The 20332-nt window shown below is 43.0% G+C and carries 19 protein-coding genes and 1 riboswitch; of the genes, 1 reads left to right on the top strand and 18 read right to left on the bottom strand.

Features of this window, described 5'->3' with window-relative positions:
- Window positions 1-9: 9 nt before the first annotated feature.
- The 17 genes from sufC to BM195_RS05235 all read right to left on the bottom strand — a co-directional run bounded on the left by sufC (window position 10) and on the right by BM195_RS05235 (window position 17415).
- Window positions 10-792, bottom strand: coding sequence for a Fe-S cluster assembly ATPase SufC (sufC, locus tag BM195_RS05305; protein WP_090234676.1), 783 nt, complete (start codon window positions 790-792; stop codon window positions 10-12).
- A gap of 509 nt (window positions 793-1301) precedes the next feature.
- Window positions 1302-2711, bottom strand: coding sequence for an argininosuccinate lyase (gene argH / locus BM195_RS05300; RefSeq protein ID WP_090234673.1), 1410 nt, complete (start codon window positions 2709-2711; stop codon window positions 1302-1304).
- The gene (locus tag BM195_RS05295) at window positions 2711-3964 is read right to left on the bottom strand and encodes an argininosuccinate synthase (protein ID WP_090234669.1); all 1254 of its coding nucleotides are present in this window, start codon (window positions 3962-3964) and stop codon (window positions 2711-2713) included. Before BM195_RS05295 ends, argH begins: the two co-directional genes overlap by 1 nt.
- Window positions 3965-4105: 141 nt before the next feature.
- Window positions 4106-5068 carry an ornithine carbamoyltransferase gene (gene argF, locus BM195_RS05290; protein WP_090234665.1) on the bottom strand — a complete coding sequence of 321 codons (963 nt, stop codon included), beginning with the start codon at window positions 5066-5068 and terminating at the stop codon, window positions 4106-4108.
- On the bottom strand, window positions 5068-8307 hold the full coding sequence (gene carB / locus BM195_RS05285; RefSeq protein WP_090234662.1) for a carbamoyl-phosphate synthase (glutamine-hydrolyzing) large subunit: 3240 nt from the start codon (window positions 8305-8307) through the stop codon (window positions 5068-5070). The genes argF and carB overlap by 1 nt, the downstream gene beginning before the upstream one ends.
- A complete protein-coding gene (locus BM195_RS05280; protein WP_090234658.1) occupies window positions 8300-9394 on the bottom strand; it encodes a carbamoyl phosphate synthase small subunit in 1095 nt (364 codons plus the stop codon). The genes carB and BM195_RS05280 overlap by 8 nt, the downstream gene beginning before the upstream one ends.
- Window positions 9395-9593: 199 nt before the next feature.
- A complete protein-coding gene (locus BM195_RS05275) occupies window positions 9594-10526 on the bottom strand; it encodes a fumarylacetoacetate hydrolase family protein (RefSeq protein ID WP_090234656.1) in 933 nt (310 codons plus the stop codon).
- Between the two features lie 171 nt (window positions 10527-10697).
- Window positions 10698-10868 carry a YuzK family famiily protein gene (locus BM195_RS18245; RefSeq protein WP_170848160.1) on the bottom strand — a complete coding sequence of 57 codons (171 nt, stop codon included), beginning with the start codon at window positions 10866-10868 and terminating at the stop codon, window positions 10698-10700.
- Window positions 10869-11374: 506 nt separating this feature from the next.
- The gene (locus BM195_RS05270) at window positions 11375-11914 is read right to left on the bottom strand and encodes a metal ABC transporter solute-binding protein, Zn/Mn family (RefSeq protein ID WP_280141239.1); all 540 of its coding nucleotides are present in this window, start codon (window positions 11912-11914) and stop codon (window positions 11375-11377) included.
- Window positions 11848-12198 carry a metal ABC transporter solute-binding protein, Zn/Mn family gene (locus BM195_RS18795; RefSeq protein ID WP_280141236.1) on the bottom strand — a complete coding sequence of 117 codons (351 nt, stop codon included), beginning with the start codon at window positions 12196-12198 and terminating at the stop codon, window positions 11848-11850. The genes BM195_RS05270 and BM195_RS18795 overlap by 67 nt, the downstream gene beginning before the upstream one ends.
- 537 nt (window positions 12199-12735) lie before the next feature.
- Window positions 12736-13557: a MetQ/NlpA family ABC transporter substrate-binding protein gene (locus BM195_RS05265; protein ID WP_090234654.1), complete on the bottom strand. Its 822-nt coding sequence runs from the start codon at window positions 13555-13557 to the stop codon at window positions 12736-12738.
- Window positions 13558-13570: 13 nt separating this feature from the next.
- Window positions 13571-14239, bottom strand: a complete 669-nt coding sequence (locus tag BM195_RS05260) for a methionine ABC transporter permease (RefSeq protein ID WP_090234651.1) — start codon at window positions 14237-14239, stop codon at window positions 13571-13573.
- A complete protein-coding gene (locus BM195_RS05255; protein WP_090234649.1) occupies window positions 14229-15260 on the bottom strand; it encodes a methionine ABC transporter ATP-binding protein in 1032 nt (343 codons plus the stop codon). Before BM195_RS05255 ends, BM195_RS05260 begins: the two co-directional genes overlap by 11 nt.
- A 342-nt stretch (window positions 15261-15602) precedes the next feature.
- Window positions 15603-15713, bottom strand: a riboswitch (SAM riboswitch).
- A gap of 66 nt (window positions 15714-15779) precedes the next feature.
- Window positions 15780-16094, bottom strand: coding sequence for a thioredoxin family protein (locus BM195_RS05250; RefSeq protein ID WP_090234645.1), 315 nt, complete (start codon window positions 16092-16094; stop codon window positions 15780-15782).
- A gap of 9 nt (window positions 16095-16103) precedes the next feature.
- Window positions 16104-16460 carry a toprim domain-containing protein gene (locus tag BM195_RS05245; protein ID WP_090234642.1) on the bottom strand — a complete coding sequence of 119 codons (357 nt, stop codon included), beginning with the start codon at window positions 16458-16460 and terminating at the stop codon, window positions 16104-16106.
- Window positions 16461-16592: 132 nt separating this feature from the next.
- On the bottom strand, window positions 16593-16979 hold the full coding sequence (gene gcvH, locus BM195_RS05240) for a glycine cleavage system protein GcvH (protein ID WP_090234639.1): 387 nt from the start codon (window positions 16977-16979) through the stop codon (window positions 16593-16595).
- 73 nt (window positions 16980-17052) lie between these two features.
- The gene (locus BM195_RS05235) at window positions 17053-17415 is read right to left on the bottom strand and encodes an arsenate reductase family protein (protein ID WP_090234634.1); all 363 of its coding nucleotides are present in this window, start codon (window positions 17413-17415) and stop codon (window positions 17053-17055) included.
- A gap of 247 nt (window positions 17416-17662) precedes the next feature.
- Between BM195_RS05235 and BM195_RS05230 the strand changes: the two genes are divergently transcribed.
- Window positions 17663-18259 carry a Uma2 family endonuclease gene (locus tag BM195_RS05230; protein ID WP_090234632.1) on the top strand — a complete coding sequence of 199 codons (597 nt, stop codon included), beginning with the start codon at window positions 17663-17665 and terminating at the stop codon, window positions 18257-18259.
- Window positions 18260-18424: 165 nt separating this feature from the next.
- Here BM195_RS05230 and BM195_RS05225 read toward each other — a convergent pair whose 3' ends face one another.
- Entirely contained in the window at window positions 18425-20209 is a 1785-nt protein-coding gene (locus tag BM195_RS05225) for an acyl-CoA dehydrogenase family protein (protein ID WP_090234630.1), read from the bottom strand.
- Between the last annotated feature and the right edge of the window lie 123 nt (window positions 20210-20332).

Below are 20332 nucleotides of genomic sequence, written 5' to 3'. Positions count from 1 at the left end.
TCCTAGCTTTTAGACTTCTTGCTCGAGTTCATCTTCAATTCCCAGCTCTTCTTTAATCCAGTCATAACCCTCAGCTTCGAGACGCTGTGCCAGTTCCGGCCCGCCGGATTTAACAACACGCCCTTGCATCATAACGTGCACTTTGTCAGGCGTGATATAGTTAAGCAAGCGCTGATAGTGTGTAATGATCAAGCAACCGAATTGCTCATCACGCAATTTGTTGATCCCTTTTGAAACGACTTTTAATGCGTCAATATCCAATCCGGAGTCGATTTCATCCAGAATGGCAATTTCCGGTTTTAAGAGCATTAACTGCAAAATTTCATTACGTTTTTTCTCTCCGCCTGAGAAACCTTCATTCAGATAACGCTGAGCCATGTTTTTGTCAATTTCCAGGTAATCCAGCACGTTATCCATTTCTTTAATGAATTTCATCAGTGAAATCTCATCGCCTTCTTCACGGCGTGCATTAATGGAAGAACGAAGGAAGTCAGATGTTGTAACACCACTGATTTCACTTGGATATTGCATGCCAAGGAAGAGCCCGGCGCGCGCACGCTCATCTACTTCCATTTCCAGAACATCTTCCCCATCAAGGAGTACACTGCCTTCTGTGATTTCATAATGGGGGTGGCCCATGATCGCAGACGCAAGCGTTGATTTGCCAGTTCCGTTCGGTCCCATTACCGCATGGAATTCGCCACCTTTTATCGTAAGGTTAACACCCTTTAATATCTCGTTACCTTCAATTTCAACATGAAGATTCTTTATCTCTAGTGTTGATCCTGCCATATCGATACCTCCAATTACTGTTATTATGTTATTGTTGGAAATGGATATGTAATCATCCATTCTCAATCTATTCTCATTATTATCTTAAATCATTTCGAATGTATTATCAACTCTCAAAGGCTATTCGATATAGATTATTGAAGTCATGTTAGCAATCTTTTTCGTTGAATTGATCCATCGTGAAAAAACGTCTTTTTCAGTAGCTCCGAGGTACGAGCGAGGATGTTCACGGGACATCCAAGGAAAGCGACAAGCGGAATATCCCGAGTAAGCTGCAACCTGCGAGGAGCGTACGCTTCACCGAATCAACCTGCAACGCGACGAGCACCAAGCAAAGCATCCACCGAATAAGCTGCAACGCGACGAGCACGTCTTTTCGGGCTATGGATTAAACAACAATCATACAAAAAAAGTCTTTTCCTTCATTATAATATATCAGGTAAAGTGCGTTAAATATGATCCGTAAACAAAAAAATGCCCGGTTTTCTCTAACCGGACACTGTACAACGTTATATATTTTTGGTTTTCACCTTGCACCATTCATCGTTTTCTTTCAGCAATGCAGCTATTTTTTTCAATTGTTCCGTAACGCTTTCTTTGGAAGTTCCACCGGGGGCCTCACGTGCATTCACCACTGCTTCGGGACTTAATGCCTCAAATATATCCGATTCGACTAATTTTGAAAAAGACTGATATTCTGCCAGCGTTAAATCCAGCAAATATTTATCATGATCAATACAATAAAGCACAATATTTCCGACTGCCTCATGTGATTCCCTGAATGTCATTCCTTTGTCAGTCAGATAATCCGCCAAATCGGTAGCATTGGAATAATCCTGGCTGACCGCCTGATACATCGAGTTTTTTTTGACATGCATTGTTTCGATCATTGGTGCGAATAAGGCGAGAGCTCCTCGTAATGTTTCGGCAGTATCGAACATACCTTCTTTATCTTCCTGCATATCCTTGTTATAGGCAAGCGGCAAACCTTTTAGCGTTGTCAGCATTCCTGTCAGGTGACCATAAATCCTTCCTGTCTTTCCTCGTACTAGTTCTGCCACATCCGGGTTTTTCTTCTGCGGCATCATGCTGCTCCCTGTACAAAAAGCGTCATCCAGTTCAATAAAGTCAAACTCGGCACTGGACCACTGCACCAGTTCCTCACACAGCCTAGATAAATGCATAGCAATCATAGAGGCATTCGATAAAAACTCTAGAACAAAGTCACGATCACTGACAGCATCCAGGCTGTTTTCACAAAGGCCATCAAAGGAAAGCTCCCGAGCAACGTATTCACGATCGATCGGGAAAGTTGTTCCCGCCAGTGCCCCGGCTCCAAGCGGCATTTGATTGACGCGTTTCCAGCTATCGGCGAGCCGATCCACATCACGCTGGAACATAAACGCATAGGCCAGCATATGATGGGACAACAATACAGGCTGTGCCCGCTGCAAATGGGTATAGCCCGGCAGTATCGTGTCCATATTGGTTTCAGCCTGTTTATAAAGCGCTCTCTGGACTTCTGTCAATAATTGAGTCAGTTCTGCAATGGTCTCCCGCAAGTACAGCCGCATATCCAGTGCCACCTGATCATTGCGACTTCTTCCTGTATGCAGTTTCCCGCCAACCGGGCCGATTTCGTCCGTCAGCAGCTTTTCGACATTCATATGAATATCTTCATGTTCTTCACGCAAGACCGTTTCACCATTTTCAATTTTAGAAGCAACAGATTGCAAGCCGTCAGCAATCATATTTGCGTCATCTTCCGGTATGATGCCGCATTTTTTGAGCATTTTGACATGTGCCAGACTTCCCTGGATATCATATTTCGCCAGTTTCTCATCAAAATGAATCGATGCCGTATACTCATCCACTAATTGGTTCGTCGGTTTTGTAAATCTCCCGCCCCATAGCTTCATTAGCTGGATACTTCCTTTTCTGCAATGTCTTTTTTTATCTCTGGCTGCATTTTTTCATGAGATTCGTTGACGGATGAATGCACTTTCGTCGGCAGACCCCAGAGCTTTATGAAACCCTGGGCTGCTTCATGATCAAATGCATCATCGTTGTTATAAGTTGCCAGGTTCAAGTCGTAAAGGGAATGCTGCGACTTACGGCCAACCGTGTGCGTATGACCTTTGAACAATTTCATTTTGACGTTTCCGGATACATACTGCTGGGTTTCGTTCATGAAAGCCTTAAGTGCATCTGTTAACGGTGAATACCACAGACCATCATAAACCATTTGCGAAAATTTCTGTTCGACGGACGGCTTAAACCGAGAAGTTTCGCGAGTTAATGTCAGTGACTCCAGCTCCTGATGAGCCGCCAGCAGGACAGTTGCTGCTGGTGCTTCATAAATTTCCCTCGATTTAATACCGACAAGACGGTTTTCGACATGATCAATCCGTCCGACGCCATGCTTGCCCGCTATTTTGTTTAACGATAAAATCAGTTCATCCAGTGGCAGCTTTTTTCCATCCAGTGCAACCGGCTTACCCTGATGAAACGTGATTTCAATAACTTCCGGTTCATCAGGGGCATCGGTCGGATCCACTGTCAGATCATAGGCATCTTTCGGCGGTTCAGTCCAAGGGTCCTCTAAAATGCCGCATTCATTACTGCGTCCCCATAAATTTTCATCAATGCTGTACGGACTGTCCACATCAACCGGAATCGGGATATGATGCTCTTTTGCAAATGCAATTTCTTCTTCCCGTGACATCGACCATTCTCTTACGGGGGCCACAACATCGAGATTCGGGTTCAATCCGGAAAACGCAACATCAAACCGGACCTGATCATTGCCTTTTCCGGTACATCCATGGGCGACAGCTGATGCACCTTCCTTCTCTGCAATATCAACAAGCAGTTTGGCGATGAGTGGTCTCGACAGGGCAGAAATCAGCGGATACTTTCCTTCATATAATAAATGGGCCTGCAATGCCGGTAAGACATATTCATTGGCGAACAATGATTTGGCATCGACTACATATGACTTTATTGCACCGACGTCAAGCGCTTTTTTCTTAACAAATTCCAGGTCCTTGCCTTCACCGACATCAATTGCTGCAGCAATCACATCATAACCATATTTATCCTGCAGCCATTTGACGGCAACAGATGTATCCAGCCCTCCTGAATATGCGAGTACAATTTTTTCTTTACTCATATTATCCTCTCCCTATAAATGATTTTATGTTCAACGATGGAAAAACTCGACATGGAGCCTCGTTCTAGATCGAGTGCCGGAATTTTTTCTTATAAGGTCAACCATGATAATTACTTTTCTGACGCTGAGAAATCAGCTGGATTATTTTTGGCCCATCAGTACTGTCATCAGCGCTTTCTGGGCATGCAACCTGTTTTCTGCTTGCTGAAACACAACCGATTGACTTCCATCCATGACATCAGCAGTCACTTCTTCACCCCTGTGAGCCGGCAAACAGTGCATGAAAATGGCATCGGGATTCGCTAATGATAAAAGTTCAGCGTTTACCTGAAAACCGGAGAACGCTTGTATTCTTGCGGATTGTTCCGCTTCCTGCCCCATACTCGCCCAGACATCAGTATAAATCACATCAGCCTTCCGGACAGCAGCATGAGGATCTGGCGTCATTTCCACGCTGCTTCCTGAATGGCTTGCGATTTGTTGAGCCTCTTTGACTATGGAACTGTTAGGCTGGTAATGACCTGGTGCAGCAATGCTGATATGCATGCCGGTCATGGCCGCTCCAATCAGCAGTGAATGTGCCATATTGTTGCCATCACCGACATAAGCAACTTTCACACCTTGCAATCCGCCTTTTATTTCCTGGATTGTCAGCAGATCAGCGAGCACCTGACAAGGATGGTACATATCTGTCAGCCCATTAATAACCGGAATCATAGCATTTTCAGCGAATTCTTCCAGCACATTCTGCGAAAACGAACGGATCATGACCGCATCAACATATCCTGACAAGACTTTTGCTGTATCCGCTGTCGTCTCGCCTCTCCCTAATTGCATATGATCTGCATTTAGGAAAATACCCGTACCCCCCAGCTGAAAAATACCTGCTTCAAAGGAAACGCGTGTTCTCGTTGATGCCTTTTCAAACAGCATACCAAGCGTTTTTCCTTTGAGAGGCTGTTCTTGTTTCCCCGATTTGTAATGCTTTTTCATCTGTTGAGCCAGCTGCAGCAAATAAAACAGTTCGGTTTCAGTAAAATCGCCAAGTTTTAAAAAGTCTTTCCCTTTCAGATGGTGACCGGTAAGATACGTTTCAGTTTTCATCACATCACATGCTCCTTTCTTCGATTCAATCCCCGCTTCGTATGCAAATATTCATTTATTGGAACAGGTGCTTCCTTTGCCTGTAGGGACGCCTCCAAATAGGCCAAGAGTGTTTCGGCCGATGTGAGACACGTCATATTCATCGCGAGCGCATCCATCCTCAGCCGTGTGTGATCATCCGCCAGAAACGATTTTTGAGTATCACAAACGAGTTCAAAGCCATTTTCCGAGCAAGCTGTACGAGCTTCCGAAATACCCATTTCACAATCAACATCAACACCTGCTTTGCCAAGTGCAGCAGCTGTTTCCGAATCTGCTGTAATCGGGACGGGCAAGTCTGAAAGCAAGGACAGCAGTTTGTGTGGCAGCCCGGCAACTGATGGCCCAAATGATAGATAAACTGACTTTTGAGTTGTCATATCCAATAGACTGCCTTCAGTCCAGCCGCACGCTTTTGCCAATGCCTGACTGACAGTCGTTCCCAATCCGATAGTTTCCCCGGTTGATTGCATCTCCGGCCCCAAATACGGATCGGCTCCCGGAAGTTTTGCAGATGAAAAGATGGGCATTTTGACAGCATAATACGGAATGTCATCATGCAGACCAAGTTTCCATGACTGTCCTTTCAACGACGCCCCCATTTGCACCCGAACAGCCAGGTCAATCAGCGGAACACCGGTGACCTTGCTGGCAATCGGAACTGTCCGTGATGCACGCGGATTAACCTCCAGTACATATAATTCCTCTCTGTCTTCACTGAGGACAAACTGGATATTGACCATGCCTTTCAGATTCAATGCCGATGAGATTGATGTTGTGTATGTTTCAATCAGCTGCTTTTGCCAGCCGGCGATATCCGGGGCCGGAAAAACCGCGATACTGTCACCCGAATGGACGCCCGCCTTTTCAATATGCTGAAACACACCGGGAATCAGTATGTCTTTGCCGTCACAGACAGCATCAACCTCAAACTCATGGCCTGGAATAAAGCGGTCGATCAGCAGCGGGAAAACAGCTGATACAGGCGCTTCTGATTTCAGTCCGTTTAAATAGGTTGTCAGTTCTGATTCATCATGCAGAACGACCATCCCGCTTCCGCCTATAACATAGGAAGGGCGCACCAAAACCGGATAACCTATTTCAGCAGCTGTACTGACGGCTTCATATAGATCTGTCACCATTTTGCCGGGAATATGTGGAATCTCCAGCTTTTGCAGCAGCTGATAAAACGCATCACGATCTTCAGCAGCGTTGATTGCTGAAATTGAAGTGCCATACACATGAACATCAGACCGGCTTAATTCCTCTGCAAGATTGATCGCTGTCTGCCCGCCGAATTGCACCATTACACCGTCTGCTTTTTCATTTTGCATAACAGCTAATACATCCTCCGCTGTCAACGGTTCAAAGTAAAGGTGATCGGCTGTATTAAAATCTGTGCTGACGGTTTCCGGATTATTGTTGATGACAATGGCTTTGACACCCTGATACTGCAATGACATCGCCGCATGAACGGAACAGTAGTCAAACTCAACGCCTTGACCAATCCTGATTGGGCCTGCCCCCAGGACGACAATCTTTTGACCCTCAAGCGGCATTGTTTCATTTACTTCATTCCACGTACTGTAAAAATAGCCCGTTTCCACCGAAAATTCTGCCGCACATGTGTCAACCGTCTTATAGGAAGGAGCTATTCCCAAATCGCTATACTGTTCCCGTACCGCACGGACGTCCTTTTGTAGAATAGAGGCCAGTGTCTTGTCGGAAAAGCCCATTGTTTTCGCCTTTTTCCATTCGTCCTGGCTGATGACATCAAGTTTTTTTCCTGTCAATTGTTTCTCCACATCCGTCATGGCGGCTATTTCATTCAAGAAAAACCGGTTGATTCCTGTCAATTCATGTATGCCATCAAGTGAATAACCACGCCTGATAGCTTCTGCTGTCACAAATAGCCGCTCATCTGTTGCTTTAATAAGAGCCTTTTCAATGGCTTCATTCGTCCAATCCTTCAGCCAAGGAAGATGATCCATGCCCAAGTCCAGTGACTGAATCGCTTTATTCAATGCAGCCGGAAAATTACGTGCAAGTGCCATCACTTCGCCCGTAGCCTTCATTTGAGTTCCCAGTGTTCTGTCAACATTCCTGAATTTGTCTAATGGCCAACGCGGTACTTTGACAGCAATATAGTCAAGTGCCGGTTCAAAACTTGCATACGTATTGCCTGTTATCGGATTGACCAATTCATCCAAATAGTAGCCCACGGCTATTTTGGCGGCAATTCTGGCAATCGGATAACCAGTCGCTTTTGAGGCAAGTGCACTGGAACGGCTGACCCGTGGATTGACCTCGATAATGACATACTCATCACTCTCCGGATTCAGAGCAAATTGGATATTGCACCCGCCAACCACACCGAGCTCCCGTATCACGTTACAGGAAACAGTGCGGAGCATTTGATACTGCCGGTCATTCAATGTCTGTGAAGGCGCGACGACAATACTGTCCCCCGTATGGATGCCGGCCGGATCAATATTTTCCATATTACAAACGATGATACATGTATCATTGGCATCCCTAATGACTTCATATTCAATTTCTTTCCAGCCTTTGATGCTTTGTTCAACAAGCACTTGGGCAACCGGACTCACGTCAAGTCCATGCTTTATCGCGGATATCAGTTCCTGTTCATTTTCGGCTATCCCGCCACCGGCACCGCCTAATGTATATGCCGGCCTGACGATAACCGGAAATCCTGCCTTCTCGGAAAAAGCGACCGCCTCTTCCACCGAAGTTACAGATAAACTTTCCGGAACAGGTTGACCGATCGTTTTCATCATCGATTTGAAAATATCACGATCTTCTCCTTTTTGGATCGTATTCAGCGGGGTTCCCAGCAGTTCTACATCATACTGTTCCAACACACCCGCTTCGGACAATGACACTGCCAGATTCAAACCCGTTTGTCCGCCAAGTGTCGGCAATATCCCTTCAGGTCGTTCCTTTTGGATAATGGAGGTGAGCGATTCCAGTGTCAATGGCTCGAAATATACGCGATCGGCAGTTGTATGATCAGTCATGATGGTTGCCGGATTATTGTTGACGAGGATCACCTCAACCCCTTCTTCTTTTAATGCGAGGCAAGCCTGTGTTCCCGAATAATCAAATTCAGCCGCCTGCCCAATAATGATCGGACCTGACCCGATCACAAGAACTTTCCGGATGTACTGCAGTTTAGGCATACTGTGCCTCCCTTTTTAGTATCGTGCTGAAAAATTCTTCAAAAATGGTGTGCGCATCACTTGGTCCAGGGTGTGCCTCCGGATGGAATTGCACAGTCACAACCGGCTTTTGTCTGTGCTTAAGTCCTTCAATCGATGCATCATTTATATTGATATATGAAATGTCCCAGATTGTTTTATCAATCGTTTCATCATCAACCACATATCCGTGGTTTTGAGACGTTATCATGACCTTACCCTGTGCCGTATTTCTGACTGGGTGATTACTGCCACGGTGACCGTATGGGAGACGTTTTGTCGCAGCCCCGTATGCTGATGCTATCAGCTGATGACCGAGACAGATCCCTAAAACGGGATAGCATTCGGCTATCGTTTTTATATTCCCCGCCAAATGGGATAGACTTTCCGGGTCACCTGGTCCGTTACTGAGGATAACGGCATCAGGATGAAGCTCCTTTATAGTTCCCGAAGGCGTATCGTAAGGAACGACTGTCACATCACAGCCAAGTGATTTCAATGTTCTCGTAATCGACTGTTTATAACCGAAATCCCATAAGACAACATGACAGTTAGATGAACCGGCATAATTACTGTTTGCCTTGAGTGGCGTGATACGTTGAACTGAAACGTTATTCACAATGTCCCGGGCAACTGCCAATTTGGTTGGAAAATCTTGCTTATCTGATGTTATTTTGCCGTAAACTTCCCCATTTTTGCGTATAATGCGGGTCACTGCCCGTGTATCAATATCGTATAATACGGGAATTCCATGCTTTATAGCCATTTCTTCCAATGTATCGCGCAATTGATAATGATCTGGATGGTGACTGGGATGTGCGATAACCAACCCATTTAAAAATGGCTTGATACTTTCATTATCCACATGGTTAAAACCGTAATTGCCGATCAGCGGATAAGTCATGGTGATAATCTGGCCTGCATAAGAGGGGTCGGTCATGACTTCCTGATAACCTGTCATAGATGTATTAAAAACAAGTTCACCCTCCGTTGCCTGCTCTGATCCAAGCCACTTCCCCTCCAGGACATCACCCGTGCTCAGCAGAAGATAGCCTGTTTTTTCCTTCATATCATCACTCCAATCTAGTGTGCAGCATCTGTATTACATGTATAAAAATAAAATATTGTTGTATTATTATGCATTATATTTTATATTAATGCAATAACTTTAGTGAAAATTTTTTCGCTGACATTAAAAAATACGAACCAGATGATGGTCCGTATATTCATATGCATATCCTTTTTTGACGATCATTATCCGGTAAATACTAAACTGCTTTTACTCTATTTTCGAGCCGGCCGATGTTTTCAATCTCCAATGCTGTGATATCCCCATCCTTTAAATACTGAGGCGGCTTCATTCCCATGCCGACTCCCTCAGGTGTACCCGTCATGATGATGTCTCCCGGATTTAAGGTGATTAGCTCTGAAATGAATTCAATCAGAAAAGGGATAGTAAAAATGAGCTGTTCAGTCGTTGCGGATTGCCGTTCTTCTCCATTGACAGTTGAACGTATTGCTAAATGGCCTGGATCCCCCATTTCATCAGCGGTCACAACCCACGGGCCGATGGGTGTCGTGCGATCCAGGGTTTTTCCCTGCAGCCATTGCGGTGTCCGCTTTTGCAGATCACGAGCTGAAATGTCATTGCCAATGGTATAACCGGCAATATAATCAAGTGCTTTCTCCCGTTTTACATGTGATGCTTCTTTTCCGATGACTGCTGTAAGCTCAGCTTCATAATCCAGATTTTTAGCTTTCTCCGATTTTTCAATCAGAGCTTCAGGGCCAATCAGCGCATTCGCAAATTTGGCGAACAGCACCGGATATTCTGGAACATTGCTATGCATTTCTGCCGCATGCGCTGCATAATTTTTTCCGACACATATGATTTTGGACGGAGACGGGATTGGGGGACCAAGATAGACCTCCCCTCGCTGGAAGCTGATATCTTCCACATCATTCGCTTTTGCAAATGCCAGGACATCTTGTGCCTGTTCGATCACTCGATCGCCTGCTGCGAAAAATTGTGTTGGATCAGCAGGGAAAAGGGTTTCCGCAGCATTTGCGGAATCAATATTATCCGCGGCTTGTTGTAATTTTCGCCACGTTTCCTGCAAATCGACTATCTTTTCGCCAAGCATAAAGCCCATCCTTAATGGTCCAGGACTTCCTTTTATTTTGTAGCTCAATAATTTCATGTCAAGTACCTCCCTGTAAGATCACGATTCTTTTTTTACCAAATTAATTATCTAAGTATGTATTCTATTTCAGGGACAGATAATCCTTTTATTCGGATGAATTTAATGGTGTCACATCATCATAAAAAATCCGGTCCCCTTCCTCCAGAAGAGGTACCGGATTTTTATTTATCATGTTTTAATGTTACTATCAATTTTTGCTACCATCCGTTTGCACTGCTCGTATTCTTGCTGTCGCCTTTTTTCCACGGCTATGCGGTTATTCAGTTTCCGTTTGTACTCTACATAACCCATTTTGTGCGATTGCTGCATCGCCTTCTCCATCTCAAGCGTATAGTGCATTTTTATTCCACTATGAATAGTGAACCATCCTTTCGTTTATTACAATACCAAGGATATCATATCAACGATTATCGAAACAAAAAGCATATGACCTTTTCAAAGCGGAAGAAAGCATACATAAAATACTCTAATCGGTTCAGCAACATCTCATTAAAACATAGAACGAATTACTGTCATTTTCTTTAAAATGACTCATCGTCAGGTTCGTATGTTAATACAAACAGTGTTTTAGCATAAAAAAGAATGACCATAAGTTAACCCCCGGTTCCCCGGCAAAATAAATTAATTACTGAACAACTTTTTCAAGAACGTCTAAATTAGATTCCATTAAAGAAAAGTAATCCGCATCATTTTCAATATCTTCTTCGGTTAATACAGACAAATTATGAATTTGAAGTGTTTCAGCATTAATTTCTTTCTGAATTGTCTTGGCAACCTTGTTAGATACGTTTTACTCAAAAATAACGATTTCAGATTATACTCTTCTGCAACATCAACAATCTCAGTCAATTGTTTTGAGACGGTTCCTCACTCGGTGAAAGCCCACTTATAGGTCTTTGATTAATGTCATACCGTTTTTCCCAATACCCATAAGCTGCATGTGAAACAATAACTTCCTTATTTTCATTCTCTTTCAATGTTTCTTTAAACGTTTCATCCAGAGCAGCTAAATTCTCTTTAAGTTCCTCAAAGTTATCTTGATATAAATTCTCATGTTCAGGACGTAATTCAATTAAATGTTCTTTTATAATGTCAGCCACTTCAATTATCCTTAATGGATCTAACCAAATATGCGGATCCTTATCGCCATAATGGTGGTGATGGTCATGTTCATCTCCATGCTCGCCTGAATCATGCTCATCTGAATAGTGCTCATCCCCATACTCGCCTGAGTCATGCTCGTGATCATGTTCATCCCCATGTTCATGACGGTGCGAGTGACTGGCTTTGGCAAAAAGATCCTCATGCTTGCCAATTTCTAATAACTGAACATCTTCAGATGAAAGTGCATCAGCTGCACTTTCTGCAAAACCTTCATATTTGATCCTAAATAAATAAATGAATCTCCATCAGCAATTTCAGACATTTCTTTAGATGTAGGCTCATATGTATGGGCATCTACCCCAGGCGGATAAATTGTTTCTGCATCAACCGTTTCACCGCCGATGTGTTCTACCGTAAATTGAAATGGGTATATCGTTGTATACACAGTAATTATTGAATCTCCATCACTACCCTCGTTTTCTGATGTATCTCGATCAGACGATGAACAGCCGATGGTAAATAATACAACAAATAAGAATGCAAAACAGTACTTGAAAAATTTCATCTTTTTCCCTCCAAATTATAATGTGGTTAAGCATTTATAAATCGTAATCATTACGATTTATAAATAAGTTTATCGTAGCCATTACGATTTGTAAATAGTAATGGTTACGATTTATGATATTATTTTCATGTATCACTTCATTCAGACAAACACGCCTGGATAAACTATTGCGAATGATCTATTACTGGATTTTATTCATAACGATATCAGAATGCCTTGCTGTATCAAGAACAATATAAGTCCATAATGTCATGCACAAATGCAGATCGATGTATTGCGAATCGGGCCGATCATGATAACTGCCGAGCATTATAAACACGAGATATACACATACCACGAATGGCATAAAAAAATTGCTTCCAATTAAATGAGAGACAATTTTAATGCTTTATTTCTAGGAATAGAATCAATATTATTTTTATGCGGCACTTTAGCCATTTTTTGGGGACTGTATATACTGTTTGTCAGAATTGAAGCCTATTTTCGTTACATTGATAGCCGAATGTTCTAAATGCGCTAAAATTCGCTGAAAATAAATTACTCAGGTGCACCATCCACTGGAACAACGGCACCATCAAATTCTTCCAAAATGAAGTCCTGGATTTCTTCAGAGTGCAGTACATCTACCAGCTTATTCAATGCTTCGTTGTCCTCATCACCCTTGTTTACAGCCACCACATTTACGTATGGAGACTCCTCGCCTTCCAGAATGAGTGCATCCTCCATCGGATTTAAATCTGCTCCTATAGCGTAGTTTGTGTTGATGGCAACAAGTGTGTTTTCTTCTGTCTCGTACAATTCAGGCAAATAGGCTGCATCATAATCATAAGAGAATGTTAAATTTTTCGGGTTTTCCACGATATCTTCCGGAGTCGCGTCAACCTTATCAACATTCTCATCCAATTGAATCAGGCCTTCACGCTCAAGTAATGAAAGAACACGGCCATGATCAGCAACGGATCGGCTCATCAATACTTCCGTACCTTCTGGGACTTCATCAAGACTGTTGAAATCCTTGGAGTAGATACCCATCGGTTCGATATGAATGCCGCCAATATGTGTGAAGTCATAGCCAACTTCTTCAATTTGCTGTTCTAAATACGGGATATGCTGAAAATAGTTCGCGTCAATTTCACCACTCTCCAGTGCATCATTCGGCAGTACGTAATCCTCAAACTCCTCAACCGTTAATGTAATACCTTCTTCCTCAAGAAGCGGTTTAGCTTCTTCCAGAATGATCGCATGCGGGGTACTGGAAGCACCAACTTTGATTTCGTCGGTATCCCCTTCACCGGAAGTTCCGCATGCTGCCAATAAAAGAACCGATAATGCTGCTAAAAACATGAATAATTTCCTCATATGAATCCTCTCCTTATCGTTTATCCAATTTGTTCGAAATAAAATCGCCAATGAATTGGAATAAAAATACAATGAGTACAATAAATACGGTACAAATAAATACGACATCAAATTCACGGCGCTGGAACCCGAAGAAGTATGCATAATTTCCAAGTCCGCCAGCACCAATTACACCAGCCATGGCCGTATAACCGATTAATGCAATGGCAGTCACTGTCAGACCCGATATAAGTGCTGGCATCGATTCCGGAAGCAATACCCGTAAAATAATGGTCCGTGTTTTCGCGCCCATTGCCTTTGCTGCTTCTATGACACCTTTATCAACTTCCTTTAAGGCAATCTCAACGAGTCGTCCGTAAAATGGTGCCGATCCGATGATTAAAGCAGGCAATGCCGCATTCGGGCCACGGATCGTGCCAATCAGAAAATCCGTAAACGGGAACAATAGCAAAATCAAGATAATGAAAGGGATAGCCCGGAAAATGTTGACAATCGATGCTACGATAAAATTCAGTACCTTGTTTTGCCAGATCCCCCCTTTCATTGTCAGGTAGAGGAGCAAACCAAGCAAAATGCCAAAAATAAATGTGCCAATTAAAGCAAGAATCGTCATATAAAACGTTTCGTAAGTCGCCACCCACAAATCCTGCATCTCAATGTTCGGAAGCAGACTATTCCACATCACGGACCACCTCCACTTCTACCGAGGTTTCATCCGCTATATAGGTTACCGCCCGATTGATTTCATCTGCTTGCCCATCAATTTGAACAAATAGTGTGCCATATGCGCCATGCTGCATTTGAGAAATTTTTCCCTGTAAAATATTGATATCAATCTGAAATGTCTTCGCTATATGACTAATAAGTGCCTGGTTTGCCGTCTCGCCGACAAAGTGCAACCGCATAATTTTCCCATTGGCGTACGTGCTGATCAATTGCTCAACACCGTTATCTTCATCGTTTGTTCCCATTACCTGTTCCACAAACTTTTTGGTGACTTGCTGTTTGGGACGTAAAAACACATCCAGAACATCACCTTGCTCGACGATTTTTCCCTCTTCCATGACTGCAACCTGTCTGCAAATTTTACGGATGACGTGCATTTCATGGGTAATCAAAATAATCGTCAGACCTAACCGTTCATTAATATCAACAAGCAAATCGAGAATCGCATTCGTCGTTTCCGGATCAAGTGCTGATGTCGCCTCATCACACAGCAAAACTTTGGGCTTGTTTGCAAGTGCTCTGGCAATCCCGACCCGCTGCTTTTGACCGCCGCTTAACTGTGACGGATAGGCATTTTCACGTCCGGCTAACCCGACAAGCTTGATTAGTTCGAGCACGCGTTTATCCCGTTCACGTTTCGGTACACCTGCGATCTCTAATGGAAAGGCAATATTATCTTTCACTGTCCGAGACCACAGCAGATTAAAATGCTGAAAAATCATCCCGATTTCCTGGCGGGTGACTCGCAGCTGATTCGCAGTTAGAGAAGTTATCTCCTGATCATCGATAACAACGCTTCCGCCGGATGGTTCCTCCAGCCTGTTTAACAGTCTTACAAACGTGCTTTTTCCGGCACCGCTGTAACCTATCACGCCAAATATGTCACCTTCCTGAATATCAAGGGTTAAATCATCTACTGCTGTTATCTGGTTATTCGCTGTTGTAAATATTTTGCTTAAACCCTTAATTGATATCAACGTTATCCTCCTTCATTCACTTGCTATAATGCCCCATTTTTACGGATGTACAGCCATTGAATCTTTCTTTTGCAGAGACTGGGGTCCGGATATTGAGAATCAGCAAATATCCCTTAAAGTGAAACTTCATTCAGCAAGGGGTCATCCCGCTGCATGTTAATTGAACTTATCGGACACTTACAACGCCAGGACGTCGCGTTATGATCGAACTGGCAATTAATCCCATTTGTATATAATCAGCCAGCATAGTCAATATTCTTACCGCTCGTTACATGCGGGATAAACTAGAAAAACGCCTTTCTGCAAGAGAACAGAAAGACGTATATATACTGTCTTTACGTTCTCTTATCTGCCAAAGCATCCGCTCTGCAGGAATTGGCACCTTTCAAACACATTTCGTTTGAGGTTGCCGCGGTTTCACAGGGCCAGCCCCTCCACCGCTCTGGATAAGAGATGATTCGTATTCATTTTAAATCGATAATAAAGATAGTAACACGTTTCGTTTAGGTTGTCAACGTCCTAACTTTTGACAAACAGATCCGGTTTGTATTCCATTAAATAACTGTATATATTTGGAATTGACTTAAAGGCATACACTTTTTCCCTGATTTCGCCACCTTCCTTAATCAAAAGGCAAGGGACACTTTCTATTTTTGTTTCCTGTAAAAAGTCAGAGTTAAGTGATGCATTCATTTCATAGAAGATATCCTGCTGATGGACCGACTCAATTTTATCGAGCATTGTCCGCGCCAGAGCACAGGTACCGCATAATGGTGTATAAATATATAATAGATAACAATCTTCTTTCAACACTTCATCATTTATTTGCTGCAAAATATCACCCTAAATTAGAAAAATCGGATTAACCGCTATTCCTTTTCCGGCTAACTCAGCAGCCAATATATTCTCAGGCGTTGTTGCCACTTCACGAAATTCACTGCTCACATAAATATGCTCCGCATGCGGGAGTTCACGTGACAGCTGGTGACGCAGCTTGATGCCGGGACTGTCCTCGTCAACAAAAATATAGACATCCCGATTGTCCAGGTCATACCTGTCAAGAAGTTCATCAAACTTCTCCACCCCAAGTGTTCCATTTGTACAGACAATTTCAGCATCATCATCTGTGATCACTTTTTTAATTTGTTTTTTATCGGTTAATCCTTCTACAATGATAACTTTTTCTGCGTTATGTGTCATTTATATTGCACTCCTTAGAGAAACAGCCATGTAAAAGGTATAGACATTATTATATGATGTTTTCAATCAATCATCCATATAAAAAAAGCCGACTTTTCTCCTGAAGAGCCAGTCAGCTTTTTCCATTATTTGTTATTCATCTTGATTAATAGCTTCCTCGTATTGTTCTGCCGATAACAATTGATCAACATCTGATGGATTTGACGGCTCGACAACAACCATCCATGCTTTGTCATATGGTGACTCATTGACAAATTCCGGACTGTCTTCAAGCTCCTTGTTGATTTCAACCACTTTCCCGCTGACAGGAGCATATAATTCTGAAACGGTCTTTACGGATTCGACACTTCCAAACGGCTCATCCGCTTCGACTTGATCACCAACTTCTGGCAGCTCCACAAATACAATATCACCAAGTTCATCCTGTGCAAAATCAGTGATGCCAATCCGTACTTTTCCTTCTTCCTTCTTTACCCATTCATGCTCTTCTGTATAATACAAATCTTTCGGTAAGCTCATTTAAAGTCCCTCCATTCAATCATTGCAGATGTTATCTTAACTATACTAGGCCATTGTTCTTTTTGCTAGTATTTTATTTTTGAAGCCAAGTTTCAGTGAACGTTTCTTCCTTGAATCCCACGGTTACTTTTTTACCATCCGTTATAATCGGACGCTTGATCAGCATGCCATCAGAAGCCAGCATTTCTGCCATTTCTTCTGGGCTGGCATCCTTCATTTTATCTTTTATATTCTGCTCACGATACTTTTTTCCGCTTGTATTGAAAAACTTCTTTGCAGGCAAATCACTTTTGGAAATAAAGGAAAGCAGCTGTTCTTTTGTTGGCGGCTCGTCCACTATATGTATACTCGTATAATCGATTTCATGTTCATCCAGCCACTTCTTTGCTTTTTGGCAAGTTCCGCAATTCGGGTACCAGTAAAACGTTAACGCCATGTTCTTCTCTCCTTACTTTTAATAGTCTATATTCATTATAGCAAATATACTGATGAGGGGCGACCGAACTTTATGAGTTTTAGGGGGGATTTGTCGTGTGCTTCGAAGTTTCACAATCGGAAGTCGATGTAATTGTGAACATTTGAGTCAGAATGGGGAACTTCAGCCAATTCAGAAAAAATACTACCAATCTTTATAAAGCTGCCTTACAATGAAAACAGAGATTCAAATCATGGAGGTGGCCAGTATGCGCTATGATAAAAGCCGCAAACCAACTCATGACCTTTTAAAAGAGACCGGGCTCACGTATGATGACTATGCCGCTATCGATGACGGCAACCGGTATGAATTAGCCGGAGGGAAGCTGGAATTGATGAGTCCTGCGCCTTTAGTTAATCATCAAATGATCAGTTTTGAACTGCAGAAAAGATTGTCACAAAGTTGTGAAGGTGACTATATTATTTTATATGCACCGGTTGATCTGATTCTATCAACCGATGAAGTCCGACAGCCGGATATTGTCCTGATTCATCGGGAAAGGAAACATCTTATGCGCAAACGGGGAATTGAAGGGGCTCCTGATCTGGTTATCGAGATTCTTTCGCCGTCAACATTGAAGCGGGATAAGATCGACAAACTGGATATATATGCACGTTACAAAATCCCTGAATATTGGATTGTAGAACCGAACACTGGCATGCTAGAGCAATATATCCTAATCGGCCATCAGTATGACATTAGCAACGTCTTCTACGACGATGAACCGATCTCCTCTCCGAATATGACGTGTGTATCGTTTGCGATGAAAGATATTATGGACAATGTCCCAGAATTGAAAGATTAGCTCAGGTGGACGAACCGAATATATGGTTTAAGTTCGGGGTATTTATCATGAACATCGAACATTCCCTTGTAACTTCGGGATGTTCCGGATCGCCGTCGATAAAATGGCAAAAATCCCCCGGACCTACCTTTAAACAAGCCCGGGGATGCTTTCTGCCTGTCTTAATCAGACAACATATTTTTCTTCCTCAATGATTTTCGCGGCGATCTCGCGTTTTTTAGCAATTACATTTGTCGGTGTATGGCGAGTCAGCTTACGCAATGATGACAGCATCATTCTTAGTTTATCGCCTTCCTCAACGGCGATGAGCGATTCTTTTGCATCTGCTTCAATGCGGTTGAAGGCTTCCTGCACATATACTTGTGTGTAAAGAAGTTTTTGCTTGTGTTTATTCTCCCCGTCTTGGTTGATCGCTTTTGCCGTACGCAGAATAGCTGATTCCATATTGTAAACTTCATTCACCATATCCGCCAGATTCACCGAAATTTCCTGCTCGTTTTCCAGTTTTTGCTGATATTTTTGAGCAGCCAGACCTGCACCAAGCAATATCATTTTCTTGGCATTTTTAAGCAGATATTTTTCCTGCTCCAACTTACCCTCTCCGACTTCTTCCGGCATCATCATCATGAGTTCTTCCTGCAGGTTTTGTGCCTGCTGCAGAAGCGGCAATTCACCTTTCATGGCTTTTTTCAACAGCGTGCCCGGCACAAGCAAACGGTTGATTTCATTTGTACCTTCAAAAATGCGATTGATGCGTGAATCACGGTACATTCTGGCCACTTCATATTCCTCCATGAAACCATAGCCGCCGTGAAGCTGAACTGCTTCATCAACAACATAATCCAAGCACTCTGTTGCAGAGTATTTATTCATGGAACATTCAATCTGATACTCGGCAATCGCTTTTGCCACTTCCTTGCCATTCTTCAATTGTTCATCTGTCAATGAGCCCATCCGCTGTTCAAAGAGACCAACTGTACGGTAAACAGCACTTTCGTTTGCATATGTTCTGGCCCCCATCGTTGCCAGTTTCTCCTGTGTCAGTGAAAAACTGGAGATGGGTGTATTGAATTGCTTACGTTCGTTAACATATTTCGTTGCGACTTCAATACCGCGTTTAGAGCCGCCGACACCCCCAATGGCTAATTTATAACGCCCAACATTCAGTATATTGAAGGCGATTTTATGCCCTTTTCCTTTCTCGCCCAATAGATTTTCCACGGGTACTTCTGCATCTTCCAAAATCAATGTGCGGGTTGAAGAACTTTTAATTCCCACTTTCTTTTCTTCCGGACCAGTCGATACGCCCGGGAAGTCACGCTCGACAATAAATGCCGTGAAGTGCTCTCCGTCAATTTTAGCGTATACAATGAACACATCCGCAAACGCTGAGTTGGTAATCCATTGTTTTTCACCATTTAAAATGTAATGGGTACCAGCTTCATTCAATTTAGCCGTTGTTTTGGCACTCAAAGCATCTGAACCTGAGCTTGGCTCTGTCAGCGCATAAGCAGCAAGCATTTCTCCCGTTGCCAGCTTCGGTAAATATTTCTCCTTCTGTTGGTCACTCCCGAAAAATACAATTGGCAAAGAGCCGATGCCGACATGTCCGCCATGTGTTATCGAAAAGCCACCAGCATGTGAGAAATTCTCAGTAATTAATGACGAGCTGATTTTATCAAGCCCAAGGCCGCCATATTCTTCCGGAACATCAGCACCAAGCAGTCCCAGCTCTCCTGCTTTTTTGAGCAGATCGACGGAATACTCAAATTCATGGTTTTCAAGATGATCAATTTTCGGTAAAACTTCGCCATCAACAAAATCTTCGGTAGTCTTGGCGATCATCTTATGCTCTTCTGTAAAATCTTCGGGAGTTACCACATCGTCGGCTGTGAGATCTTCTGTTAAAAATCCGCCACCTTTAAACAGTTTTTCTTTTGTTTCACTCATGTGAATCGTTCCTTTCTATTTTGGAATTGTTAAATTTATCCGGATGATTTGCACTTTTCAGCTTCGCAAATCTGCCACATGTTAGGCTGAACTTAAGTAATTTCATTGTGCACTTTATCATGT

The sequence above is a fragment of the Lentibacillus halodurans genome (genome assembly GCF_900112045.1).
In the GTDB taxonomy this organism is placed as follows: domain Bacteria; phylum Bacillota; class Bacilli; order Bacillales; family Amphibacillaceae; genus Lentibacillus; species Lentibacillus halodurans.
This window is presented reverse-complemented; position numbering and strand designations above follow the sequence as displayed.